This window comes from Wukongibacter baidiensis, from assembly GCF_050888315.1.
Taxonomy (GTDB): domain Bacteria; phylum Bacillota; class Clostridia; order Peptostreptococcales; family Caminicellaceae; genus Wukongibacter; species Wukongibacter baidiensis.
This window is the reverse complement of sequence record NZ_CP138202.1, coordinates 1,605,265-1,630,452: the sequence shown is the minus strand read 5'-3', so window position 1 is coordinate 1,630,452 and position 25,188 is coordinate 1,605,265. Positions and strand designations below refer to the sequence as shown.

The window sequence follows — 25,188 nt, the reverse complement described above, 5'->3', positions numbered from 1 at the left end:
TCAAAACTAGAAATACTTAATCGGTTACCTATAAATAAGCGGTGTCAAAAAACTGACGGTTTAGTATTGTTAATTCAATAACTATTAGTTTGAAAAATTAGAAAATTGAAATAATTCAAAATAATAAATCGAAATATTACGAAAAGTTCATATATTTTTGTAAAAAAAGGGCGAATGAAGAAAACTGGCACAATTTGTGCAAATAAATTTTAAGTATGTTACAAAAAATTAATAACTTCAAAACTTCAAATAGATTTTAACCTCCCTGTTATCTTGTGAATAGCCAGTAAATATATAATTTGCAGACATTAAAAGCTATGTATGCAAATCTATAAAATCACTCTTATTAAAGAAAGGAGGATAGAACAGAGCATTATCAATAAAAAAGGAGGATAAGGAATGAGTCAAAAGAAGGAACAATGGGGAAGTCGTTGGGGCTTTATAGCAGCAAGTATAGGTATGGCAATAGGTACAGGAAACATATGGAGATTTCCAAGGGTTGCTGCTAAAAATGGTGGTGGACCATTCATAATTGCTTGGACCGTAGCCCTCTTAGTATGGTCGATTCCCCTGTTGATGGGTGAGATGGTAATTGGAAAGAAAACAAGACTCGGAACCATAGGATCCTTTAGGGACTTTCTAGGTAAGAAATTTACCTGGATGGGAACCTGGATAGCAGGAGTATGCTTACTTATTATGTTTTATTATTCAGTTGTAATGGGATGGTGTATGAAGTATTTTACATTGTCAATAGCTGGAGCCTTCAAGCCCGGAATTGGAATAAATGAGACAGAACAGATATGGAAGGTCTTCACGACGACACCGTCACAAACGATATTATTCCATTTTATAGCCATGTTAATAGCTGGATTCATTATCTACAAGGGTGTTACGGACGGAATAGAAAAGGCATCGAAGATAATGATACCAACGCTTTTTGGACTTTTATTAATAGCACTATTTAGAGCAGTAACCCTACCGGGAGCAAGTAAGGGACTAGAATACTTGTTTAGTCCAAAGCTTCATATGCTTGCAGATCCTAAAATATGGCTTGAGGCCTTTACTCAGTCTGCTTGGTCTACGGGAGCTGGTTGGGGATTTATTATAACCTATGCAGTTTATACTAAGGAGAATGAAGATATAGGCGGAAACTGTATGATAATGGGACTTGGAAATAACTTAGGAGCACTAGTAGCAGGTATGACAGTACTTCCAGCAATATTTGCCCTATCTCCATCGGCTGAATTTGCAGATAAGGCATTATCAGCAGGGAACCAAGGAATAACATTTATTTACTTAGCTCAGTTGTTTAGCAGAATGCCTGCAGGAAACATATTAGCGGCATTATTCTTCTTAACGATGTCAATAGCAGCCCTTTCGTCACTTTTACCAATGATAGAGGTTGGAGTAAGGAACGTAATGGATATGGGAATGGATAGGAATAAAGCCACTCGTATAGTAATCATAGTAGGATTTCTACTAGGAATTCCATCGGCATTCAGTCTAAAATTCCTAGACAACCAGGATTGGGTATGGGGAGTCGGACTCCTTGTAAGTGGATTATGTGTAGCCACAGCTCTAATAAAATATGGACTTGAAGAACTTAGAACCAAGTCAATCAACATACCTACGGCAGACTTTAAAGTAGGTAAATGGTGGCCGACATGCATAAGATTATTCCCTGTGTTATTTGTACTGATACTCGGATGGTGGGTAAATCAAGCAATTTCATGGTATCCAGACAATTGGTGGCATCCGCTTGAGACCTTTAGTGTTGGAACCATTGTACTTCAATGGATTATCTTAATAGTATTAGCACTTCTAACGCAAAACTACCTAGCTAACAGAATCATTGATGGTCCGATGACAGGGAGTAAATTAAAAAATTTAAATAGAAATTAATAAAAAATAGATGGCTCATAAAACGTCAAAATATGAGGGAGGAAAACAAATGTCCCCAACATCAATTATCATGATGATCGTTGCAGTTGGATTTTATGGCATAGGATTTGCTTACTTTAGCAATAAGGCTTTCAACAAGAAATAAGATAATGGAAAACGGTTCTCCTTCACTCCTTAGTTTGAAGGAGAACCATAAATAATAATATTGTTATTTCAATTACAATTTTAATAAAGTTCAGAGCGCGCTGAAAAATACTTTATTAATAGTTTGATCTAGGATATTCTTTCAAAAAATTGAGACAGGAGGGGGATTATGAGAATTGATAAGCACCCTGTTTTAGAATTCAAAAGAGGCAACAAGGTAAAGTTTACCTTTGATGGAAAGGAATTTGAAGGATATGAAGGAGAGTCTATAGCAGCGGCTCTTCACGCAGCAGGAGTAAAGGTATTAACCCATAGTCATGAACTTGAGAGACCGAGAGGCTTCTATTGTGCCATTGGAAATTGCGGACAATGTATTATGGAGGTTAATGGAGTTTCCAATGTAAGAACATGTACCGAGCCCCTAAAAGAGGGTATGATTGTAAGAACTCAGAAAGGGAAGGGGGGGATACTATGAAGCAAGTAGAAGTACTAGTTGTTGGTGGAGGTCCAGCAGGACTTTGTGCGGCTATAAACGCAGCTAAGTCAGGTGCTAAAGTTCTCGTACTAGAAAGGGATGAGAAGCTAGGTGGTCAATTAATTAAGCAAACTCATATGTTTTTTGGTTCAGAAAAACAGCATGCTTCAGTAAGGGGTATTGATATAGCTACAATATTATTTGATGACATAGAAGAATTGAAAAATATTGAGATCTTAACAAAATCCACAGTGATGGCTATATACGACGATGGAGTTGTGACTGCAGAAATAGATGGCAAGTATACAAAAATCAAGGCAGAAAGACTAATTGTTTCAACGGGAGCAAGTGAAAAATCCCTTGTATTTCCTAATAATGATTTGCCAGGAATTTATGGTGCTGGTGCAGTGCAAACATTAATGAATGTATATGGCGTAAAACCTGGAAATAATGTGTTGATGGTAGGAGCAGGTAATATAGGACTTATAGTGAGTTATCAATTAATGCAAGCAGGTGTAAATGTTAAGGCTATACTGGATGCTGCTCCGCAGATCGGTGGATATCTAGTACACGCATCTAAGATCAGTAGAATGGGAGTGCCTATTTATACGGGATATACAGTTAAAGAAGCCCACGGAAAGGATTATTTAGAAAAAGCAACTATAGTAAAGCTTGATGAAAGATGGCAGCCTATTGATGGAACAGAGATGGACTTTGATGTGGATGTTGTTTGTATTTCAGTTGGGTTATCACCATTAGGTGAATTATTATGGCAGTCAGGCTGTGAAATGAAGTTTGTTGGAGAGCTAGGCGGTTTTGTTCCAGTTAGGACTGAAATGCTAGAAACCACTATAGAAGGAATATATGTGGCGGGTGACGTCTGCGGTGTTGAAGAGGCTACTAGTGCTATGGTAGAAGGATATCTAGCAGGATTAACGGCTGCTCAATCCCTTGGTTATGAGATAGATAACTTCGAAGAAAAAGTAGAGGATTATCTAATGCAATTAGAATCATTACGCTCTGGTCATGTAGGAGATAAAATTCGTGGAGGACTTGACAAAGTTACAATAAAGAGTGAAGCAGCACTTGCTTAGGCTTTAAAACATTAGACTATTAAAAATATACATAGGAGGTGTAGGAATGTTAGAGAGAACTGGAGTACCCACTTCTGATCAAATAGACAGTGTTTTTCCCTCCGATGAGAGGTTAGCAAAGGGTCCAGTAGCAATAATTGAATGTTATCAAAATATACCATGTAATCCTTGTTATACGGCATGTAATAGAAATGCCATAAAGAAATTTGAAGACATTAACGATCTACCAGAAATAAACCATGACAATTGCAATGGATGCGGATTATGTATAGCAAACTGTCCTGGGCTTGCGATTATGGTAGTCGATGCAGGATATTCTGAAGAAGAAGTTCTAATAAAAATCCCTTACGAATTTATTCCGCTGCCACAACAGGGTAGCATCGTAAAAGGTCTTAACCGAGAAGGTCAATATGTATGCGATGTCAAGGTAGTAAAGGTGATAAACTCAAAGGCATTAGATAGAACTCCTATAGTTTCGATTGCAGTTCCAAGAGAGCACATGAAAGTGGTAAGAAATTTTGGGATGTAAGGGGGATAAAAATGTCAGACAATAACATAGTATGTCGTTGCTCAGATTTAACTAAAGAAGATATAAGAAGGCTTATAGAAAAGGGATACACTACCTTTGATGAAATAAAAAGAATAAGTAGAGCTGGAATGGGTCCATGTCAAGGCAGGACATGTATGCCTTTGATTTTAAGGGAAATATCAATAATTACAGGAAAACCTATATCAGAAATCATGCCAGGAACATATAGACCTCCTGTTAAGGCCATAACACTGGGACAAATTGCGGCTGCTGCAAAGGAAGGAGGCAGTGAGGATGATTAAAACTGCTGATGTTGTTGTTGTTGGAGGAGGAATATCTGGAGTAGCGATAGCCTATAATTTGGCCAAAAAAGGAGTAAAGAACGTAGCTGTTATAGAGAAGGGTTACTTAGCCAGTGGAGCCACAGGAAGATGTGGAGCAGGTATTAGGCAACAATGGGGAACAGAGATGAACTGTAAAATAGCAAAGTTTGCATGTGAGCTTTTTGAGAACGCCAATGAAGAGCTAATGTATGATGGGGATATAGAGTTTAAGCAGGGAGGATATTTACTTTTAGCGAGCACGGAAAAGGAACATGAGCAATTTAAGAAAAACATTGAGCTTCAAAATAGTTTGGGAATTCCATCGAGGCTTTTAAGTCTAGAAGAAGCAAAGGAAATAGTACCATTTTTAAATACCGATGGATTGGTAAGTACAGCCTTCTGTCAAAAAGATGGTCATCTTAATCCATTCCTTACTACTGATGCCTTTGCTAGGGCAGCTGAAAGACTTGGTGTTAAGATATATAAATATATAGAAGTTATAGATATAATAACTGAAAATGGAAGGATTAAGGGTGTAAAAACCGATAAGGGAGATATATCTACTAATGTAGTTGTTAATGCTGCAGGTGGGCGCTCACAGGTAATAGCTAAAATGGCAGGAGTAGACCTTCCTGTGTATTCAGAAAGACATCAAATACTAGTAACAGAGGCAATAGATCCAGTTCTTGATCCTATGGTTATGTCTTTCTCTCTAAATCTATATTGTCAGCAGGTTCCTCATGGTGGAATAATCATGGGAAGAGGTGACGAAGGAGAGCCTAGGGATTTACGTGTTACGTCGGGATGGCATTTCTTAGAAGAGATGACTAAGACTATTACAAGAGTATTGCCGCCCCTAAAGAATGTTAGGATGATAAGGCAGTGGGCTGGGCTTTATAATATAACACCCGATAGACAACCTATCTTGGGTGAAGCCCCAGGGGTAGAAGGATTTTACCTAGCAGTAGGCTTCAGTGGACATGGATTCATGTTTGGTCCAGCAACCGGTGTATTATTAGCTGAAAGTATATTAGGCGAAGAAACCACATTGCCAATCGATATGCTTCATATGAATAGATTTGAAAAAGGAGAGTTGATTTTTGAACCTTCAGTTGTATAGTCATGCCTGAGTAGAGAATAATTCTCTCTTTGCTTCAAATGTTATCTAATTCACAAAAATCCCGCTTATACCTATGGAAGCGGGATTTCTATAAAAGACAAAATAATAAAAAGAATATTAAAAAAATTAAGTTAATTTAGTATAATATTATTGTAGCTAATATACGTATTTTTAAAAACTCAACCTCAACAAAGAGGAGTGCAAAATCTTTTGTCAAAAAAGTGGGACAAAGTAAAATGGTTAGGCGTCTCGAAAAGGGGATTTTAATGTAACTATATGAAAAATACAATTATGTAGAACTATGAAACAGAAGCTGTATGTCAAATGTACTAGTATATCCAATTGAATCATAAAAGAAATAATTTTATTCGTAGAATGTGACAAATTGGCATGTAAATTGCAATAATAATTTAAATGTGTACGAATGTTATCATTAAGAAAATTTACTAATTTTATTTATTGCTAGGGGCAACTTTTTGAAAAATCAGGAGGTGAAAGAAATGAAAGTATTAACAAAAAATGAAGAACTATGTGTAGAATGTGGAGTATGTGAGGAAGTCTGTTCGAAGGCATATTTTAAGGAAAATAATAGAGAAAAGTCATGTATAAAGGTAGAGGATAAGAAGATAAGTGTATGCAGTCAGTGTGGAGTGTGTATAGACATATGCCCAGTAGAAGCAATAACAAGGGACAAAAGGGGAGTAGTAAAAATAAACAAGAAGGACTGCGTAGGTTGCTTTATGTGTGTAGGATTCTGTCCAGAGGAAGCAATGATGATGCATGATGAGTATATAGAACCATTTAAATGCATTGCCTGTGGACTATGTGCAAAGCAGTGTCCTACGGGAGCAATAAAGGTAGAAGACATAGAAGTAGATGTCAAAGAAATGGCTGCGGCAGCAAGGGAAGAATAGAAGAAGGGGGATAAAAGGTATGGATATAAAGGCAATGAAAGAAGCACATAAACTGTTAGCAGAGTACAAATATGATCTTGGAACAATTGATAAGGGATATACAAATAGAACCCTGTATATAAACATATCCGATAACAAAATAGATTCAAAGCCAGTGACCCAGATGATGAAGGATAAATTCATAGGAGGAAAGGGCTTTGGAATGTGGTATCTATGGAATGCTGTGACACCTAAGACAAAGTGGAACGATCCAGAAAATGAAATAGTAATAGCAGGTGGGCCAATCTGTGGGATCACCCAGTATCCAGGAGCAGGAAAATCCCTAGTATGTTCATTATCACCCCTAACCGATACACCTATGGACTCAAACGTAGGGGGATACTTTGGACCATACTTGAAGTTCTCAGGATGGGATGCCCTAGAAATACAAGGTAAAGCAGAGAAGGACGTAATAGTATATATAGATGGTAACGAAGGAATAGTAAAAATAGAAGAAGCACCCCTTGAGCCTGTAGATGGACATATATTAGGAGAACTTCTTACAGAAATGTATGCAGATACAGAGAAAGACAAACGTAACATATCAGTAATAACATCGGGAACAGCGGCGGAGCATACAAGACTTGGACTACTTAACTTTACATTCTATGACCTCAGAAGAAAAGTAGCAAGATTAAAGCAAGCCGGTAGAGGTGGAATAGGTACAGTATTTAGAGATAAGAAAATCAAAGCTGTAGTTATTAAATATCAAGGAACAAAGGGTAACCTAAACAATCCAGCTGATCAAAGCATAATAAATAAAGCAGGAATCAAGCTTCATAAAGAAATTTGTAAGTTAGATGATGTGCAAAATGGAATGAGAAAAATTGGAACAGCAAACATAATAGAAGTAATGGATGAATATGACCTTCTTCCAACTCATAACTTCAAATTTGGAGCCCATCCTGATACCCATAAAATAGCATCAACAGTATTCATAGAAAAATATGTAACACAAAATATGGCCGATGGCTGTTGGTATGGCTGTTCATTATCCTGCGCCAAGGCAGCCGATAACTTTGAACTTAAAACAGGCCCATACAAGGGAGACAAAGTAACAGTAGACGGACCGGAATATGAAAATGCAGCGGGACTAGGGCCAAATTGTGGAATATTTGACCCTGAAGCAATACTAGAACTTAACTTCTATTGTGATACATACGCAATAGATACAATATCCTTTGGGACATTAACTGCATTTGTTATGGAATGCTATGAAAACGGCATAATAAATAAAGAAATAACAGGAGGACTAGAGCTAAACTTTGGAAATATAGATGCAGCCCTAGAGTTAATACATCAGATGGCAAGGGGAGAAGGCTTTGGACTAATAGCAGGACAGGGCGTTCACAGAATGAAGAAAATATTTATAGAAGAATATGGAGCAGATCCAGACTTCATTAATGATATAGGAATGGAGCAAAAAGGACTTGAGTTCTCAGAATATATGCCAAAGGAATCCCTAGCACAGCAGGGAGGATATGGACTGACAAATAAAGGACCACAGCATGATGAAGCATGGCTAATCTTTATAGACATGGTAAACAACCAAATACCAACCTTTGAAGAAAAAGCAGAAGCCCTACATTGGTATCCAATGTTTAGAACATGGTTTGGGCTATATGGATTATGTAAGCTTCCATGGAATGATATATCTCCAGAGGATAATGCAGAAACAGATGAGCCTGCAAAAATACCAGAGCATGTACAAAACTACGTAGATATATGTAATGGAGTAACAGGAAAGAGCATAGATAAAGAAATACTAATAAGGGAATCAGAAAGAGTATATAATTTCCAAAGAATATTCAACATAAGAATGGGTAAAGGACTTAGGACAAATGATGCGATACCATACCGTGCAATGGGACCAGTAACAGTAGAAGAGTATGAATCAAGACAAGAAAGATACGATGGTCAGCTTAAAGAGCTAACAGACTTTGATCCAGAAGGAAAAGCAACAGAGGAAAAGATGAAGGTACTGAGAGCCTATAGAGAAGATCAATACGAAAAGCTAATAGATGCAGTATACAAGAGAAGAGGATGGACGATGGGAGGAGTACCGACTATTGAACATCTAAAGGAAATAGGTATGGACTTACCAGAGGTAATTGAGGTGGTTAAACCTCACATTGAAGCAGAATCATGTTGCTAAAAAACTAGTTTAACAGTATATTTAGCCATGAAAAAAGAAAATGTTATATGGGAACTGATGCATCTGACATACAAGTTTTTCAGTGTATCCAGGTGACTGTTCCTGTGTCATGTTTTCGAAACTTAGTATCTGGAGGTTTTTATCATGATAAAGGTCAATGGAAGAGATTTTGAATGGGAAGAAGGACTAACTATAGAAAAGCTTCTAGAAAAAAAGAGATATACATTCCCAAAGATCATAGTAAAGATAAATGGTGTCTTGATAAAAAAGGAACAATGGGGCAATACCATAATTAATGACGGCGATGATGTAAAGGCAATTCACATTTTTGCTGGTGGGTAATGATGAAGTAGAAGAAGATTTAAAATTAAAGAATTAACCATATATGAAGTCATAAATTGCAAATTGAGCAATTTATGACTTTTTTAATGTATAACCATCATTATGTATAAAAAATTCAAACTTTCTGTATCCCTTCAAACTTTTCATGAATCATTTATGTAGAATTTTATTTCATAAAATTTGAAACAAAAAGAGATGATATTACGTCTAATTATATATGGGGTATTATACATATAACCTACTATTGGAGGTGATCATTGACATTATTATGTAAGATTCTGTTAATAAAAATTTAATATTTATTAATACAAAAGAGTAAAAACAAAGATAAATCAAAGGATACGACAAAAAGTAAGATAATTATACAAATTGCTACACTCTTTGTAAAGTGATACAATTGACTTATGAGTACTGAAGGCAAAACCCACTCATTTAGGCGATAGAGGCTTTAAGAAATATGAAAAAAATATCAAGAAAGAAATAGAAGGGGGAATTTACATTGACAAGTCTAAGCAATATATTTAGTAAGTTAAATCCATTAGCTATTGTAATAATAGCTGTTATACTTACAATATTCGTTGCGGCATTTGTAGTATCGCTAGTTGTTCGTAAAAAATACTTTAAAATGCTTAATGATTTACAGGAAGATAAAAATAGGGAAGCATCAATGTTTGAGAATAAGGTTTTAAACTACATTATTGATGATTATAAGTTAGCTGCTAAGGCTAATGTTGATCAGATAAATACTCAAGCCATTATTGAAAAGAATTTTAATAAAAGGCTAGGGTCTCTATACTTAGGTGAGAAATTTGTTAAGAAAGCAGTTTCATTGATGATTGTACTAGGTCTTCTAGGTACATTCTATGGTTTAACCTTATCAATAGGTGAATTAGTTAAGACATTGGCATCTAGTGGTAATATAGATGTTATGGATAGCATGGATTCAGTAATTGGCGGACTTATTAACTCTGTAAAGGGTATGTCTGTTGCCTTCGTAACATCATTATTTGGTATAGCAAGTTCGATTCTTTTAACCATTACAAGTATTTTCTTTGGAGTTGAGGAAGCAAGAGAAGCAGTAATGGTAGAAATGGAAGAATATCTTGATAATACATTAGCTAAAGGTATTGAAAAGAAAGAAGCACCTGAAGTAGCAATGAAGAATGAGTTAGTAGAGAGTCTTAGGGACTTTAATGTAAAACTAGAAGAGAGTATGAAGGAAATTACTGAGGTATTAAGCCTTAGATTTGCTTCTGCAACAAGTGGTATGGAACAGTTTTCAGAGTCTTTAGTTAAAAGTGTTGATAAGTTTGATAAATCACTCAACATTTTCGCTGAGAATACCCGTGACTTCTCAGAGTTTAATCATCACTTAAAGACTAATATTCAAAGAATGAATGTAAGCTTTAACGATTTTACTGAAGATTTAAAAGAAAATACTAAAGAAATTGCTGTAGGTTTACAAATAGAAAAACTAACAAAATCAGTGGATCAACTGGCTGATAAAATTCAAAAATAGCCTCTTTTCATATTCCTTCGGGAGTAGAACATATAAAATATGAAACTTATAGCATTTAGATTACAAGACATGAAAGGGGGAAGAGTATGAAGCTTCGTAGAAGGAACTTCAAAAAAGATGAAGAAACAGAAAATTTTTGGCCGGCCTTTACAGATATGATTTCTACGATAGCATTAATCCTATTTTTCTTGATAATATTAGCATTTGTGCAACAGATTATTACAGGTAAGAATCTGGAATATGCTATTAAACAGCTAACTGATACTGAAAAAAAATTAGAGCTATCAAATATGGAAATTAGTAAAGCTGAGAAAAAATTAAGATTACTAAAAGATAAGCTTAAGGATACGAAGGCTGAAATTGAAGAAGGTGAGATAGCCTTAAAGCTGTCAGAAGAGCAAATAGAAGAACAGAGACAGATTATTGCTGAGAGCAATAAGGAGCTAGGAAACCTTAGATCAAAGCTTCAAGGAATTGCTGTGCTAAGACTAGATGTTCTTAAGAAGGTTAAAAGCTCAGTTGAAAAGGAAATAGGTAAAACCAATGATAAAGGTGAGGAGCTAGTTCTAATAAGTGATAACGGTAATATTGTAATTAATGAAGGGCTTGTTTTCGACTTTGGTTCATCTAAGCTAAAGCCTGAAGGTAAGGAACTTTTGAGACAGCTTGCCCAAGCATTTGAGAGAGTTTTAGACGACTCAGGAATTAAATCAAATATTGATGCAATTAATATACAGGGACATACTGATGATGTAGGATCTCCAGAATCTAATAGAAAGCTATCTGCTGATAGATCCAGAGCTGTTGTAGATTACCTTATGGCTTCAAATAAAGATCTAGAAAACAAATATGGTCGTTATTTTGCTGCCAGTGCCTATTCAGAGTTCAGACCTATATCAAGTGGAACTACTGATGCAGCTAGAGCAAAAAATAGAAGAATTGAGATTTCAATCATACTTAAGGATTCACATGTTCAAAATGTAATTGATGACTACTTACAAGAAACTATAGATGTTTTCAATTTAAAAAATAATGATGAAGAAAATGATTAAAGTGCTAGGTTATATACCTAGCACCATTTTTTTGCTTAATACATTTGATTCATATCTTCTTGAGCTTTTACCTTTTCCGAGCCCTTTAATTGTTGAGCTTGTGAAGTCATATTAGTATTTGACCCTGTTGTATTAGTCATACCTGTACCTGCTGTGTTTGTCATGCCTGCACCTACAGTATTAGTCATACCTGCGCCTGCATTAGCAGCATTACCAGTATATGTTCCCATTCTTTTTTTAGCCTCTTGCATTTCATATTGTTTCATTTGATTATCCATCATATGACCTCCATAAAAAATTTTGTAAGCTACTTAGTAAGAAGTTTTGGATATCAAGCTTAAACCCTATATATATGCTTAGGGAAAACGATGAATCAAATATCCAACTTTTCCGTTAAACTAGGATAATAAACTAAGTTTGAAATCCTAATCACCTCATAAACTCTTAACTTACAATCATATTATTTGAAAATAGCCACTATAATATTACTTGTAAAAAAATGAAGAGATAGCAAAAAAAATTTAAGCTTTTTTATGAATAACTAAAGCTAAAAAGGGTATTTTTCTTTTTTGATTGAAGAAAATATAACTAAGCATAAAATGATTTATAGTAACATAATATTGTGCTATAATCCAAGTATAAAGTAATTTATTTCCTTTGGATTATCTCGAGTACAATAAATTTTTGATTTACTATGAGGTGTTCTTATGGAGCTAGGAACAATTAGAGTTCTTCTTGTAGAAGACAGTAGTTTTGATGTACTCATAATTAAAGATATGCTAACAAAGGAAATAGACAGCAATTTTAAGAAAGCAAACTTTGAAATTATTAGAGCAGATAGCTTCAGTGATGCAAAAACCAAGCTTGCTAATAACTTCTTTAATATAATTCTATTAGATTTAACCCTTACAGATAGTATGGGATTAGATACTTTGAGAAAAATATATGCTGAAGCTCCAGAAACTCCTATAATTGTTTTAACAAATATTAATGACCATTTTGTAGCAATTAATGCTGTTAAGAAGGGTGCACAAGACTATTTAGTGAAAGGTCAATTTAATGCAAATCTCTTGCTACGGGCAATACATTATTCAATAGAGAGACATAAAATGCTTGTAGCTCTTAGAAGTATGGCTCTAATTGATCAATTAACTTCTCTATATAATAGACGTGGGTTTCTAAATCTTGCAAATCATCATATTGAGCTTGCTAAGAGAAAGAAAAGAAGTCTACTACTGCTATTTTGTGATTTAGATAATTTTAAATACATAAATGATAATTATGGACATCTTGAAGGCGATAAGGTACTAAAAGACACTGCATCAATATTAAAGGAGACCTTTAGGGAATCCGATATAATAGCACGTTTTGGCGGTGATGAATTCGTAGTATTAACTATTGATGTACGGGAAGAAGATAAAAAAATTATTCTCGATAGGTTGAAAAGAAATATAAGAAATTATAATATGGAGAAAAAGATAGACTATAGTCTGTCAATTAGCATTGGAGGAGCATTCTATGAATCATCCTCCATAACCAATATTGAAGAAATATTAAATAAGGCAGATAAATTAATGTACGAAGAAAAGAAAAAAAGGCATAGAGAGTAATAGTAAATTAGCATATCAGGCTATTTTCACGAGGTGATAAAGTGAGAACGTTTATTGCGATAGAATTAGAAGATGAATTGAAGAATTATATATTTGAAAAACAACAAATTTTAAAGAGTAATAGTGAGAAAGGAAATTTCTCTAGAAAGGAAAATTTCCACCTGACCTTAAGGTTTATTGGTGAAAGCAGTCCTACTCAGATAGAGGCTTTAAAAAAAGCAATTGATACAACTTCAGAGAAGATTACTTCCTTTGGTTTGAAATTAGGGGAATTGGGATACTTCCCTAAAAAGAACAGAAAAATCATTTGGTTGGGCATTGGCGAAGGAAAAGCGACTTTACAGCAATTATTCAATGAACTAGAAAATAATCTATATAGAGATGGATTTAAAAGAGAAGAGAGAGGATTAAGTCCCCATATTACCTTAGGAAGACAAGTTATACTAAAAAAGGGTTTTGATAAAATAGCTGAAGATATTAATATATTATATAAAGACATTCCCGTTAAGAAGATATCTCTAATGGAAAGTACACGAATTAATGATATATTAACTTATAGACCTATATATACAAAGCCATTAATAAGTTAGAAATATAGAGAATCCAGTCAAAACTTTAATTTATACACATCAAAAATTCCCAGAAGCATCGGATATTTTGATATATATAAATTAAGATTTACTTGGAACTCTTTATATATAAACCACTTACTGAAAAATTAACCTAAAATTAACATTTAGAAAACTTAAATTTAACAATTCATAGATAAAATGGAATTGAGACTATTGAGTATCAATCTCTTTATGAGGTCATTTCTCTAAGAGAGAACTGACTAAAACAAAGGGGTAAATACCTTTCAGTTTTTACGTAATATGTTTAAAAGCCAAGATAGGGACGCCTAGAGAATCTTTGGTTGATGATTCTAGGCGTCTTTATCATAAAAAGTAATTAAAACTTTATGAATATAAAGGAGAGTCGTCATGGGTAGAAAAATTTTAGTCGTTGATGATGAACACCATATCTTAGAGCTAATACAATTTAATCTTGAAAGTAATAATTTTGAAGTTGTAACATGTGATAATGGAGAAGATGCAGTAATAGTTGCAAATGATGAAAGCATTGATCTGATTATACTTGATTTGATGCTGCCAGGAATAAATGGAATTGAAGTTTGTAGACGAATAAGAATGTCGCCAAATAAGAATGTTCCTATAATCATGCTTACAGCTAAGAGTGAAGAAAATGATAAGATTCAAGGGCTTGATATTGGTGCAGATGACTATATGACAAAGCCCTTTAGCATTAGAGAATTGTTAGCTAGAATAAAGGCGATTCTTAGAAGAACAGAGGATAAAAATAATGAGAATGAGAATTTGATCAAAGTAAGAAACGTTATTATAGATATTGAAAAACATGAAGTGAGAAAAGACGACATGGTCTTAGAATTGACTCTGAAGGAATTTGAATTGTTAAAAATGCTTGCTAGAAATAGAGGCAAAGTACTGTCTAGAGATGTAATCCTAGATAAAATATGGGGATATGAGTATTTTGGAGACACTAGAACCGTTGATGTCCATATTAGACATTTGCGTAAAAAGATCGACGATAATGAAGGCGCTTTTATAGAAACTGTAAGAGGCGTTGGTTACAAAATGAAATAGATAGAGTAAATTTAATTACGCAACTTCCTAAGATTAATTAAGATTATAGGTGATTAGATGAAGAAGAAAATATTTGCAACCTATGCTATTTTGTTACTAATGGGAACAATAATTACTGGTTTACTTTCTCTAAGTTTTATGAGATTAAGTTATTTAGAGAATGTTGAAAAAATGCTAATTACTAACGGTAATCTCATTAATAGCTTAGTAGAAGACAAATTAGATGATAGAACATTTGCACAGATAAACTTTTCTGAGTTGGCCTATAAATATTCCAAGGAGACTAATGCAAGGATAACCTTTGTAGATAGAGACGGTAAGGTTATAGGCGACTCTCAGGTAAAAGAATCGGAATTGCATAAAATAGAGAACCATATGTATAGACCTGAGATACAGGAAGCTATCAAGGGTGAAGTAGGAATAAGCGAGAGGTTTAGTACCACGGTAAAAATTGATTATTTATATGTTGCTATACCTATGAAAAAGGGTGGAATAGTTTATGGTTTCACAAGACTTGCATATCCATTACATGAAATAAACAAGATAAACCTTGGACTAATTAAAAATATAATTATTTCTGTCATTATTGGGCTTGTAATTGCAATACCCCTAGGATATAGATATTTAAATCATATAACGGAGCCTATTAAGGAAATTACCAATATAGCTAGAAAGATAGCCAACGGGGATTACAAAAGTAGAGTAAATGTAGAGAGTACTGACGAAATCAAAATACTTGCAGATACCTTTAATTATATGTCCCATACCCTTAATACAAATATATCTGAACTCCAAGACAAGAATACAAAGTTAAAATCTATAATATCCAGTATGAAGGAGGGACTGATTGCGGTAGATAATAATAAGAAGATTATTCTTATCAATTCGCCGGCAAAAAAGTTCTTTAATATTGATTCAAATGATATATTCGGGGCTAAGGTTTTAACACTGATAAACAATCATAGACTAAAAAATGCATTAGGTGAGATGTTAAATGAAAGTGTGTCGGGAAAAGCCGAAGTCGCAGTACAAGAACCGGAGAGAAAGACATTAAAAATATATACAGAGTCTATAAAATTAAATGAAGATCCAAATAGAATTATTGGGACGTTAATATTAATACTAGATGTTACAGAGATGAGAAAGCTTGAAAAGATGAGAACAGACTTTGTTGCAAATGTTTCCCATGAACTTAAGACGCCATTAACCTCAATAATGGGTTTTATTGAGACATTAAAGAGTGGGGCTATTAATAATGAAAAAGTAAGGGACAGGTTCTTAAATATTATTGAAATAGAGACAGAAAGATTGACAAGGCTGATAGATGACTTACTTACCCTTTCTGATATAGAAAGTAATGGGATGAATTTTGGAAAGAAGGAGCAGATATCGATAAATAATGTTATATCTGAAATAAGTCATATGGCTGAAGAATTGGCTAAGCAGAAAAATATAAAATACTCATTTGAAGTAGAAGATGACCTACCTTACTTCTATGGAAGTAGAGATTGGCTAAAGCAATTAGTACTAAATTTATTAGAGAATGCAATTAAATACACCCCTGATGGCGGTGAAGTTAAGTTTTTTGGATATCAAAGAAAGAACAATATTTTCATAAAGGTAAAGGATACGGGCATAGGTATTCCTAAAAAAGATATTCCAAGACTATTCGAAAGGTTCTATAGAGTTGACAAAGCAAGATCTAGAAAAATCGGTGGAACTGGATTAGGGCTTGCCATAGTAAAACATATCGTCATAGCATTTAATGGTGAAATAAGAGTTAAAAGCGAGGAAGGAAAGGGGACAGAATTTACAGTGAGGATTCCCATTTAAATCCTCGCTTTTTCAATGAGATGTTTTAATAAACTATTTTAGGGTAAAATGAAGATATAGTATATAAGTTTGGATTGAAGGAGGATTTTACTGTGGAAGATAAAATACAAGTTGGAATAGATGCTCCGGGCTTTACTTTAGAGGCAAGTAATGGAGAAAATGTTTCATTAAGTGATTACCTTGGCAAAAATATTGTATTATATTTTTATCCAAAGGATAATACCCCTGGCTGAGCTAAGGAAGCCTCTGAGTTCAGAGATGAATATGATAATCTTGAAAAAGAAGATACCGTTATACTAGGAATAAGCAGAGATGGTATAAAGTCCCATGTCAAATTTATAGAAAAATTAGGACTTCCATTTTTATTACTTAGTGATATTGAGAGCAAAGTATGTGAACTCTATAATGTATTAAAACTAAAGAAGATGTTTGGTAAAGAATACATGGGTATAGAGAGGTCAACATTTATAATTGACAAAGAGGGTAAAATAGCTAAAATATATAGAAAAGTAAAGGTTAAGGACCATGTTGCCCAGGTTAGTGATTTTATTAAAGAAATAAATAGTTAGATATACAGAACCTATCTTTATAGAAAGATGGGTTTTTATTCTATATATGTATTGGAGTTAGAAAAAATTTCTTATCTTAATAAATTTATAGTTAAAAAGATTAATCTGCGAAAAATATCGAATAACAAAGAATATTGTAAAACAAAAGAAAAATGTGTATTATTATAGTATAATTATCTTTGGTAAAAATTTGTTTTAAAAAATTTATGTGCCACATTTCTTTTTAGGGGGTGGTAGTTATGTTAAAGTTTAAGTATAGTTTAAGGACAAGACTTCTAGTATTAATTTTATTAGTTGCTATCATACCTATGTCTTTTTTGGGCTATTCAGGATATTCAAATACTAAGAAGTTTATTGTTGAAAAGGAAGAAGAAAAGGTTAAATTTTTCTTTACTCAAATAAGAGGGATGATGATAAAGTTTTTTAACAGCTCCCATAGAGATATTTCCTTTCTAAGTAGTGTCGTTGAAGAAAATACAACTTATTTAGATGATGAAATAGATGAGGAATCGAAGGAAAGATTAAAAAGTTTTTTTACCCACTTTTCACAAAATAATATTCAATATGATCAAATTAGGTTTATAAATAAAGAAGGCTATGAAATAATAAGAATTAATAATAATAAAGGATCGATATATGTAGTACCTAATGAAGAACTACAGTATAAAGGTGATGATTATTACCTTAAAGAAATAAGCTCATTAGATCCTGGAGAAATATATATTTCTCCAATTGATCTTAATCGGGAGAATGGGAAGATCGAAGAGCCTTTTAAGCCTGTGATCAGATATATATACCCCATTTATAGCGAAGGTGACTTAAGAGGCTTTTTGGCTTTAAATTTAAACGTTGGATATTTATTAAACGATATTGAAAGGCGTAAGACACAAAACAATTATGAGAATATGATGCTGGTAGACAATAAAGGTTTCTACTTGTTACATCCTAATAAGGAAAAGGAATGGGGAAATGTATATTGCTTAGAGTCAGGAGAGAATTTTAAAAAGGACTATTCTCTGATATTTGAAGAAATATATGAAGATAAAACCCTAAGAATTGAGAGCAATGGTTTGGAGATGTTAGCATGGTATCCTGTAGAACTTAAAGGAATTGGGAATAAGAAAATAGTTATGTTTATGGAACTTAAAGAAAATAACTATCTATTGCCTTTAAAGAACTTTAAGAACCTATTTATGTTTCAGGTCATAATTAGCATTTTAGCCCTGATTTCTGGTGGTATTATGATATCCTATTATCTTACTAGACCAGTTCTAAAAATTGTTAAAGCCGTTGAAAATATTGGAAAGGGCCATTTTGATGTCGAACTTGAGATTGATACAGGAGATGAATTAGAACTTTTAGGTTATGAAATAAAAAAGATGTCATATGAATTAAAGGATATGTATAAAAATATGGAAGAAATAGTTGCCGAAAGAACAAAGGAATTGCAACTTGCGCACCAAGAGCTTGAAGAAATGGCTACGAAGGATTCCTTAACAGGGCTATACAATAGACATTATTTTAATCAGTATATACAGAATATTGATAGGAATAATATACACCTTAATCTAATGATATTAATAATTGATGTGGACAAGTTTAAATATATAAATGATAATTACGGACACAACATAGGAGATATTGTTCTTAAGGATGTTGCAAAAATTCTAAAGGATTCAGCAAGAGAAAGCGACATAGCTGTTAGATATGGTGGAGACGAATTTTTAGTCGCACTATACGATAGTAGGAAGGAACTTGCTGAAAAGTATATAGAAAGAGTAATGGAAAGTCTAGAGGAATGGAATAATAAAAGTGATACTTTAGATCATAAACTTACTCTAAGTATTGGATATGACGACTATAGTGGTGATAAACATGTATTAGAAGCTATTAATAATGCTGATAGAATGATGTATAATAATAAAATGGCTAAAAGAAGAAAAGAATTGGAGTAATTTCATATGAATAATCAGAAGCTTTTGATAAATATATCAAAGACATTAATTATAATCTTTTTACCCCTAGTTATTTTACTTACGGCTTTACAATACTACTCATATAATCAAGACTTCTATATGAGTGAATTTGAGAAGTATGATATAAGCAAGGTAACAAAAATGACTAAAGATGATTTAAGTAGAGTTAGTCATAAATTAATATCATACTTAAAGGATGATGATAAGAATCTAAACATGATGGCTGTAATAAAGGGTGAATCTAGAGAAGTTTTTGGACAGCGTGAGAAGCAGCATATGGTCGATGTAAAGGAGTTATTTATTAAGGGAAAGAGACTAAGAAATATAAGTTTGGCAATTACTTTGTTAGGAATTGTAATTATATTCTTATTCCCTAAAGATAGAAAAAGGAATATTTATAAGGCTTTATTTTGGAGTGGAATAATCCCGGTTTTGCTAATGACAATTTTATATATTCTACTAAAGATAGATTTTTATAAATACTTCACCTATTTCCATGAGATATTTTTTACAAATGATTTATGGCTTTTAAATCCTGAGACCGAAGTTCTTATACAAATGCTTCCTTTAGAGTTTTTTATTGATATATCAATAAGAATTATTGGATGGTTCCTAGGGATATCAATTGCTATGACAATAATATCCTTTATAGGTCTACGTAAAGAATCTCTAATAACTAAATAAAACCTATAATAGTGTTTAACTCTTTAATAATATGGAAAAAACTCCTACTCATTAAGGAGTTTTTTTTGTATCTTTGTAGTTTTGTTACATTGAAAAAAAATTCGAAATTTTATAAAATATATATAAAAACCATTAGCCCTAAAGGATTTATAAATATTTAGCAATAAAACTTTGGAAGGGGCAGAGCTAATGAAGGAACAGCTATTGGAAATACACAAAACTCTGAAATCAATTGCTAGAGGACTTAGACTAAAATCATTTATCCTAACATTACTTGTACTGTTTTTTGTACGGTCTACAGAAACTCTAGCAGCAGAAACGGAAAAGGTGGTCCTACAGCTTAGATGGAATAATCAGTTTCAATTTTCTGGGTACTATGCTGCAGAGTGGCTTGGATACTATGATGAAGAAGGATTGGACGTAGAAATAAGGGCTGCATTTACCGATGATAGCAAAATACTCTATGCGCCAAAAGAAGTATCAGAAGGCAGAGCTGATTTTGGAATAGGGTCTGTGGACATTCTGATTGCACAAAATAATGGGGCTGACTTAAGTGTTATTTCTTCTTTGTTTCAAAGAAGCCCTGTTGAATATTATATGAAATCAGATACACCGTACAATTCAATTATAGATATTACAAATCTAAATACTGCCAGAAGAAAAAATGATCTTTTAGACATAGAGCTTCAGGCAATGCTCACTAGTGAAGGAATTAGTCCTTATAGTTCAAATCTTATTGATGATACCGAAGAATTCTCTGTAAATGATTTAATTACTGAAAAATATGATGTAATCCCAGGTTATCTAGGGACAATTTCTTTTTATGCTGATAAGGAAGGATTAGATATTAAAGTAATAAAACCTATCGATTACGGTATAGACTTCTATGGAGACTCTCTTTTCACTAGGAAAAGCCTTACGCTCAAAACCCCCGAGTTAGTTGAAAAATTTAGGAGAGCTAGTCTTAAAGGTTGGGAATATGCTCTGGAGCACCCAGAAGAAATAGCAGATAAAATAGCAAAAGAATTTAAAACGGAAGGGAAAAGTGAAGCAGAACTAGTAGAATTTAATAAATTTCAAGCGGAGAAGGTTATAGGACTTACCCTATATCCTGTAGTTGAAATAGGAAATGTAAATCCCTATAGATGGGGGAAAATGCAAGATACTTTATTAAAACTAGAATTAATAGATAGACAAACAGATATTTCTGAGTTTATATTTGACTACGAAAAGATTCTAAATGAAAAGGCAAAAAGAATTGAAAAGTATTTTATGACCACTATTATTATAGGGTTCATTGCACTTATTATTTTTTTTATTGTACGTCTAGCCACTAAGAATACCATCCTAGAAAATGAAATTTCAGAAAGAAAAAGAGCAGAAGAAAGGATAATGCGAAGTAAACAGAGATATCAAGCCATATTTAGTAGTGCTGTTCTTGGTATTACAATAACAACAAGACAAGGTATTATTTTGCAGGCCAATGAAAAGTGGCTTGAGATGACTGGCTACTCAGAGAAAGAGCTAGTAGGAAGAAATATTATTAAATTCATTGATTCAGATAGTAAAAAAGACAGCATCGATCTAATGAATAGGTTAGTGAAAGATGAAATAAACAGCTATGAAACTGAAAAAAAGTATATTAGAAAAGATGGAAACTTTTTTTGGGGAAAGCTGTTTATGACATCAATATACGATCAGGATAGCAAAAGAAAAGTAAATCTAGCAATGGTTATAGATATTACAAATCAAAAGATAGAAGAAGAAGCAGTTAAGAGAAGTGAAAAGAGATTTAGAAAAATTGTGACGGAAGTAGCTTCAGAAATTTCATACATAGATAACCCCGATAACATCTTATTGAATGGAAAAGATTTTAAAGCACTAGAAGAGATTAAAGAAGAAAAAAATAAACTCTCTCTAAAGCTTGAAAAAATTAATTTGGAGCTTGAGAGGATGTTCAAGAAGGAACTTGATGAAAATAAGAGGAAAGAAGCCCTTATAATCTATCAGGCTAGATTAGCTGCTATGGGAGAAATGATAGCAAATATAGCACATCAATGGAGACAACCCCTAAATAATTTAGGCCTAGTACTTTCTAATTTTGAAGATGCATATTTCTATAACGAGCTTGACAGCAAGATTTTCAGCGATTCTATTGAAAAGTGTAGAAAACTAATATCAAAAATGTCAGATACGATTGACGATTTTAGATATTTTTTAAACCCAAAGAGTGAAAAAAAGAACTTCTCTGTCTATAAGAATATAGTCTCAGTATTAGACTTAGTTGAGGAAAATTTGAGATTTAATAATATAAAAGTTACCTTTGAAACGATTACTATGGCTACTGCCTATGGTTATGCAAATCAATATTCTCAGGCGCTATTTAATATTATTAATAACTCTATTGACGCATTAATTGATAACAATAGCAAAGTGAAGGCGATAAATATTTCTATAGTTGAGGAAAATGGCATGATTATTGTAGAGATAAAGGATAACGGAGGAGGTATTGATGAAGAAATAGTGGGAAAAGTATTTGATATTTACTTCACTACTAAGAAGGAATCAAATGGAACAGGTCTTGGACTCTATATGACTAAAACGATTATAGAAAATAATATGTGTGGAGAAATAAACCTAATTAATATCCCCGATGGAGTATGCATGAGGGTAGTTATACCTAAGAATGGAGGCGTAGAATGTGCATCCTGTTAAACTTGAAGGTCTATTATACAATTTGAAGGTGTTATATGTAGAAGACGAAGAATTTACAAGGAATGAACTATCGAGATTTCTAAAAAGAAGAGTTGGAAAGCTTTATGTATCACAGAATGGTGAAGAAGGGATTGAAATATTCCAAGATCAAAGACCAGATTTAGTCATTACCGATTTGAAAATGCCAATAATGGATGGACTTGAAATGACAAGAGTAATAAGAAATATGGGGTCAAACTGCCCTGTTATAATAATTACGGCATTATCCGATAGCGAAACCATAATTAAAGCAGTAGACATTGGGATAGTGAAGTATATAATTAAGCCTGTAAACACCAAGGAGTTATTGCTGACTATAGAAGATTTAGCATCAAATGTGTTAAAGAGTAAATTTAAAGGGACAGAAGTGAATAACTCTTATTTTATAAGTAAAGATGAAAAACATAAAATTGAGAAAAAGATCAAAAGTGAAATTGCCCACTTCATTAAATCTTATACAGGAAAGGGACCAAAAGATGTTCAAGTATTTATAAGGGGAAATGAAATTGAAGTAAAGGCTGTTGGTGTGCTGACGGTTTTCCAGAAAAACCTTATAGCAAATAACAGGAACTTTAGCTTGGTTAACTACAACAGAAGGCTTCTTTATATTGAAAACTGTGGAGTTCTAGAAGAAAAGACAGGTGAGATTCTAGGTTTTAAGCCTAGAATTATTAATGCAGAACCTGATTCAGCAAAGAACATGGATAGAATAACCTTTTCCTTGAACTGATTCTATTTTTATAATATAATGATGTTAATAATTTGTAAAAATTTCTAGGGCTGAATAAGATATATTGAATATAGGCTAATTCAGTATAGAACCTTGTTTTTCTAAAAATAAATATATAGAGATTCTAGTCAAAACTTGAATTTATACACATCAAAAATCCCCAGAAACATCGGATGTTTTGATATGTGTAAACCGAGATTTATTTGGAACTCTCTATAATTGACAATTATTAAAGAAAACAATATTTGTTAGGCTTTAATAGGTCAGTACTTAAGAATCATAGTATTCTTTTGTGCTGGCCTTTTTTGTTTATAAAAATGAATAAAGGAGGGAAGTAGGTAATAGTCGGGATTGTAAGTTAAGAAAATATCAATTAGGAGGGACTCAAATGAATAATCAAGCTTCTATCTATGAACTTAATGGAAAACCACCACTAAAGGTAGCTGTACCACTTGGAATGCAGCATGTTTTAGCAATGTTTACTGGTAATATTGCTCCTATAATAATAATAAGCAATGTCCTTGGTTTAGCACCAGAGCAAAAGGTATTCATGATTCAATGTGCGATGATTGTAGCAGGTTTGGTTACACTAGTGCAATTATATCCTATCTCTAGAATAGGGGCGGGATTACCATTAGTTATGGGGACTAGCTTTGCCTTTGTTCCTACGGCTATTGCCGTTGGTAAATCCTATGGAATTGCCGGTATCCTAGGAGCCTCGCTAGTCGGAAGTATTGCTGAGATATCGATGGGTTTCTTTTTAAAACCCCTTCGTAGATTCTTTCCACCAATTGTGACAGGTACTGTTTTAATCTCTATTGGATTGTCTTTACTACCTGTTGGTATAAACTACTTTGCAGGAGGAGTAGGAGCTAAGGACTTTGGTTCTATTCAAAATTTATCTCTCGGATTTTTAGTACTTATAACGATTATTATATTACAGCGTTTTGGAAAGGGAATGTTAAATGTTGGGGCGATACTGATTGCCTTGATAATTGGATATATAGTAGCTATACCAATGGGGAAGGTAAACTTTGCAAATGTAGCAGCAGCTGGATGGATTAACATACCTATGCCATTTAGATATGGAGTAGAGTTTCACTTAGATGCGATATTAAAGTTTGCAGCGGTATATCTAGTAGTTGGTTTAGAGACTTTAGGAAATATTTCTGGTATTACTTTAAGTGGTGCCAATAGAGAAGCAACAGATAATGAAATGTCGGGTGCTGTTATCGCAGACGGTGTTGGAAGTATGTTTGCAGCAATATTTAATGTTTTACCAAATACAGCCTATGGTCAAAATGCAGGAATCGTAGCAATGACTAAGGTAATGAACAGATTTTGCGTAGCTACCGGTGCAATATTCTTAATATTGGCTGGACTTATTCCAAAATTTGGGGCTATATGTGCTGCTATGCCTGCAAGTGTTTTAGGTGGAGCTGTATCAGTAGTATTTTCTATGATTACAGTTAGTGGTATTAGAATGGTGAGTAAAGCTGGCTTAGACAACAGGAAAGGTACTATATTGGCGATGTCCCTAGGTCTTGGAATTGGATTTAGTATGGTTCCAGCAGCTATCGAGCAGATGCCTTCACTATTAAAGCATTTCTTTGGTGATTCTGTTGTGGCCGCTGGCCTATTAGCACTAATATTAAATATTGTCTTTCCGGAGGAAAAGAAGGAAACAGAACAAGCCTAATTTGTAAATATTATATATTGATTAATTGCTCGAATACAACTACCTTTATAGGAAAGGGTATTCG

General features: G+C 33.4%; 22 protein-coding genes. 21 read left to right on the top strand and 1 reads right to left on the bottom strand.

Features of this window, described 5'->3' with window-relative positions; translation table 11 throughout:
• Nucleotides 1–399 precede the first annotated feature (399 nt).
• The 11 genes from R9X47_RS07535 to R9X47_RS07485 all read left to right on the top strand — a co-directional run bounded on the left by R9X47_RS07535 (nt 400) and on the right by R9X47_RS07485 (nt 11,608).
• Entirely contained in the window at nt 400–1,902 is a 1,503-nt protein-coding gene (locus R9X47_RS07535) for a sodium-dependent transporter (RefSeq protein WP_432666155.1), read from the top strand.
• Nucleotides 1,903–2,215: 313 nt separating this feature from the next.
• Complete coding sequence (locus R9X47_RS07530) at nt 2,216–2,521, top strand: (2Fe-2S)-binding protein (RefSeq protein WP_432666154.1); 306 nt, start codon at nt 2,216–2,218, stop codon at nt 2,519–2,521.
• Entirely contained in the window at nt 2,518–3,615 is a 1,098-nt protein-coding gene (locus R9X47_RS07525) for an NAD(P)/FAD-dependent oxidoreductase (RefSeq protein ID WP_432666153.1), read from the top strand. The genes R9X47_RS07530 and R9X47_RS07525 overlap by 4 nt, the downstream gene beginning before the upstream one ends.
• A gap of 46 nt (nt 3,616–3,661) precedes the next feature.
• Nucleotides 3,662–4,144, top strand: a complete 483-nt coding sequence (locus R9X47_RS07520; protein WP_432666152.1) for a 4Fe-4S dicluster domain-containing protein — start codon at nt 3,662–3,664, stop codon at nt 4,142–4,144.
• An 11-nt stretch (nt 4,145–4,155) separates the two neighbouring features.
• On the top strand, nt 4,156–4,446 hold the full coding sequence (locus tag R9X47_RS07515) for a (2Fe-2S)-binding protein (protein WP_432666151.1): 291 nt from the start codon (nt 4,156–4,158) through the stop codon (nt 4,444–4,446).
• The gene (locus R9X47_RS07510) at nt 4,439–5,587 is read left to right on the top strand and encodes an NAD(P)/FAD-dependent oxidoreductase (protein WP_432666150.1); all 1,149 of its coding nucleotides are present in this window, start codon (nt 4,439–4,441) and stop codon (nt 5,585–5,587) included. The genes R9X47_RS07515 and R9X47_RS07510 overlap by 8 nt, the downstream gene beginning before the upstream one ends.
• Nucleotides 5,588–6,087: 500 nt before the next feature.
• A complete protein-coding gene (locus R9X47_RS07505) occupies nt 6,088–6,501 on the top strand; it encodes a 4Fe-4S binding protein (protein WP_432666148.1) in 414 nt (137 codons plus the stop codon).
• Nucleotides 6,502–6,520: 19 nt separating this feature from the next.
• Nucleotides 6,521–8,695 carry an aldehyde ferredoxin oxidoreductase family protein gene (locus R9X47_RS07500; RefSeq protein ID WP_432666147.1) on the top strand — a complete coding sequence of 725 codons (2,175 nt, stop codon included), beginning with the start codon at nt 6,521–6,523 and terminating at the stop codon, nt 8,693–8,695.
• 144 nt (nt 8,696–8,839) lie between these two features.
• A complete protein-coding gene (gene thiS / locus R9X47_RS07495) occupies nt 8,840–9,037 on the top strand; it encodes a sulfur carrier protein ThiS (protein WP_432666146.1) in 198 nt (65 codons plus the stop codon).
• Between the two features lie 499 nt (nt 9,038–9,536).
• Nucleotides 9,537–10,556 carry a hypothetical protein gene (locus R9X47_RS07490; protein WP_432666145.1) on the top strand — a complete coding sequence of 340 codons (1,020 nt, stop codon included), beginning with the start codon at nt 9,537–9,539 and terminating at the stop codon, nt 10,554–10,556.
• Nucleotides 10,557–10,642: 86 nt separating this feature from the next.
• Nucleotides 10,643–11,608, top strand: a complete 966-nt coding sequence (locus tag R9X47_RS07485) for an OmpA family protein (protein WP_432666144.1) — start codon at nt 10,643–10,645, stop codon at nt 11,606–11,608.
• 35 nt (nt 11,609–11,643) lie between these two features.
• Here R9X47_RS07485 and R9X47_RS07480 read toward each other — a convergent pair whose 3' ends face one another.
• Nucleotides 11,644–11,889 (bottom strand): hypothetical protein, encoded by a 246-nt coding sequence (locus R9X47_RS07480; RefSeq protein WP_432666143.1) that lies wholly within the window; start codon nt 11,887–11,889, stop codon nt 11,644–11,646.
• Nucleotides 11,890–12,315: 426 nt separating this feature from the next.
• Between R9X47_RS07480 and R9X47_RS07475 the strand changes: the two genes are divergently transcribed.
• The 10 genes from R9X47_RS07475 (at nt 12,316) to R9X47_RS07430 (ending at nt 25,124) form a co-directional block, all read left to right on the top strand.
• The gene (locus tag R9X47_RS07475; RefSeq protein ID WP_432666142.1) at nt 12,316–13,218 is read left to right on the top strand and encodes a GGDEF domain-containing response regulator; all 903 of its coding nucleotides are present in this window, start codon (nt 12,316–12,318) and stop codon (nt 13,216–13,218) included.
• 41 nt (nt 13,219–13,259) lie between these two features.
• The gene (gene thpR / locus R9X47_RS07470; RefSeq protein WP_432666141.1) at nt 13,260–13,808 is read left to right on the top strand and encodes an RNA 2',3'-cyclic phosphodiesterase; all 549 of its coding nucleotides are present in this window, start codon (nt 13,260–13,262) and stop codon (nt 13,806–13,808) included.
• A 390-nt stretch (nt 13,809–14,198) separates the two neighbouring features.
• On the top strand, nt 14,199–14,879 hold the full coding sequence (locus R9X47_RS07465) for a response regulator (protein ID WP_432666140.1): 681 nt from the start codon (nt 14,199–14,201) through the stop codon (nt 14,877–14,879).
• Nucleotides 14,880–14,936: 57 nt separating this feature from the next.
• The gene (gene pnpS, locus R9X47_RS07460) at nt 14,937–16,712 is read left to right on the top strand and encodes a two-component system histidine kinase PnpS (RefSeq protein WP_432666139.1); all 1,776 of its coding nucleotides are present in this window, start codon (nt 14,937–14,939) and stop codon (nt 16,710–16,712) included.
• Between the two features lie 104 nt (nt 16,713–16,816).
• Nucleotides 16,817–17,281 (top strand): thioredoxin-dependent thiol peroxidase, encoded by a 465-nt coding sequence (gene bcp, locus R9X47_RS07455; protein ID WP_432667599.1) that lies wholly within the window; start codon nt 16,817–16,819, stop codon nt 17,279–17,281.
• 239 nt (nt 17,282–17,520) lie between these two features.
• Entirely contained in the window at nt 17,521–19,236 is a 1,716-nt protein-coding gene (locus tag R9X47_RS07450) for a diguanylate cyclase (RefSeq protein WP_432666138.1), read from the top strand.
• Between the two features lie 6 nt (nt 19,237–19,242).
• Nucleotides 19,243–19,941, top strand: a complete 699-nt coding sequence (locus R9X47_RS07445) for a TIGR01906 family membrane protein (protein WP_432666137.1) — start codon at nt 19,243–19,245, stop codon at nt 19,939–19,941.
• A gap of 189 nt (nt 19,942–20,130) precedes the next feature.
• Complete coding sequence (locus R9X47_RS07440) at nt 20,131–22,656, top strand: ABC transporter substrate-binding protein (protein WP_432666136.1); 2,526 nt, start codon at nt 20,131–20,133, stop codon at nt 22,654–22,656.
• Complete coding sequence (locus R9X47_RS07435) at nt 22,643–23,425, top strand: Na-translocating system protein MpsC family protein (RefSeq protein WP_432666135.1); 783 nt, start codon at nt 22,643–22,645, stop codon at nt 23,423–23,425. The genes R9X47_RS07440 and R9X47_RS07435 overlap by 14 nt, the downstream gene beginning before the upstream one ends.
• Before the next feature lie 388 nt (nt 23,426–23,813).
• A complete protein-coding gene (locus R9X47_RS07430; protein WP_432666134.1) occupies nt 23,814–25,124 on the top strand; it encodes a uracil-xanthine permease family protein in 1,311 nt (436 codons plus the stop codon).
• Nucleotides 25,125–25,188: the final 64 nt, after the last annotated feature.

Coding starts and splice junctions, on each gene's coding strand:
- R9X47_RS07535 (WP_432666155.1), top strand. CDS start 400: ATGAGTCAAAAGAAGGAACAATGGGGAAGTCGTTGGGGCTTTATAGCA.
- R9X47_RS07530 (WP_432666154.1), top strand. CDS start 2,216: ATGAGAATTGATAAGCACCCTGTTTTAGAATTCAAAAGAGGCAACAAG.
- R9X47_RS07525 (WP_432666153.1), top strand. CDS start 2,518: ATGAAGCAAGTAGAAGTACTAGTTGTTGGTGGAGGTCCAGCAGGACTT.
- R9X47_RS07520 (WP_432666152.1), top strand. CDS start 3,662: ATGTTAGAGAGAACTGGAGTACCCACTTCTGATCAAATAGACAGTGTT.
- R9X47_RS07515 (WP_432666151.1), top strand. CDS start 4,156: ATGTCAGACAATAACATAGTATGTCGTTGCTCAGATTTAACTAAAGAA.
- R9X47_RS07510 (WP_432666150.1), top strand. CDS start 4,439: ATGATTAAAACTGCTGATGTTGTTGTTGTTGGAGGAGGAATATCTGGA.
- R9X47_RS07505 (WP_432666148.1), top strand. CDS start 6,088: ATGAAAGTATTAACAAAAAATGAAGAACTATGTGTAGAATGTGGAGTA.
- R9X47_RS07500 (WP_432666147.1), top strand. CDS start 6,521: ATGGATATAAAGGCAATGAAAGAAGCACATAAACTGTTAGCAGAGTAC.
- thiS (WP_432666146.1), top strand. CDS start 8,840: ATGATAAAGGTCAATGGAAGAGATTTTGAATGGGAAGAAGGACTAACT.
- R9X47_RS07485 (WP_432666144.1), top strand. CDS start 10,643: ATGAAGCTTCGTAGAAGGAACTTCAAAAAAGATGAAGAAACAGAAAAT.
- R9X47_RS07480 (WP_432666143.1), bottom strand. CDS start 11,889: ATGATGGATAATCAAATGAAACAATATGAAATGCAAGAGGCTAAAAAA.
- R9X47_RS07475 (WP_432666142.1), top strand. CDS start 12,316: ATGGAGCTAGGAACAATTAGAGTTCTTCTTGTAGAAGACAGTAGTTTT.
- R9X47_RS07465 (WP_432666140.1), top strand. CDS start 14,199: ATGGGTAGAAAAATTTTAGTCGTTGATGATGAACACCATATCTTAGAG.
- pnpS (WP_432666139.1), top strand. CDS start 14,937: ATGAAGAAGAAAATATTTGCAACCTATGCTATTTTGTTACTAATGGGA.
- R9X47_RS07450 (WP_432666138.1), top strand. CDS start 17,521: ATGTTAAAGTTTAAGTATAGTTTAAGGACAAGACTTCTAGTATTAATT.
- R9X47_RS07445 (WP_432666137.1), top strand. CDS start 19,243: ATGAATAATCAGAAGCTTTTGATAAATATATCAAAGACATTAATTATA.
- R9X47_RS07440 (WP_432666136.1), top strand. CDS start 20,131: ATGAAGGAACAGCTATTGGAAATACACAAAACTCTGAAATCAATTGCT.
- R9X47_RS07430 (WP_432666134.1), top strand. CDS start 23,814: ATGAATAATCAAGCTTCTATCTATGAACTTAATGGAAAACCACCACTA.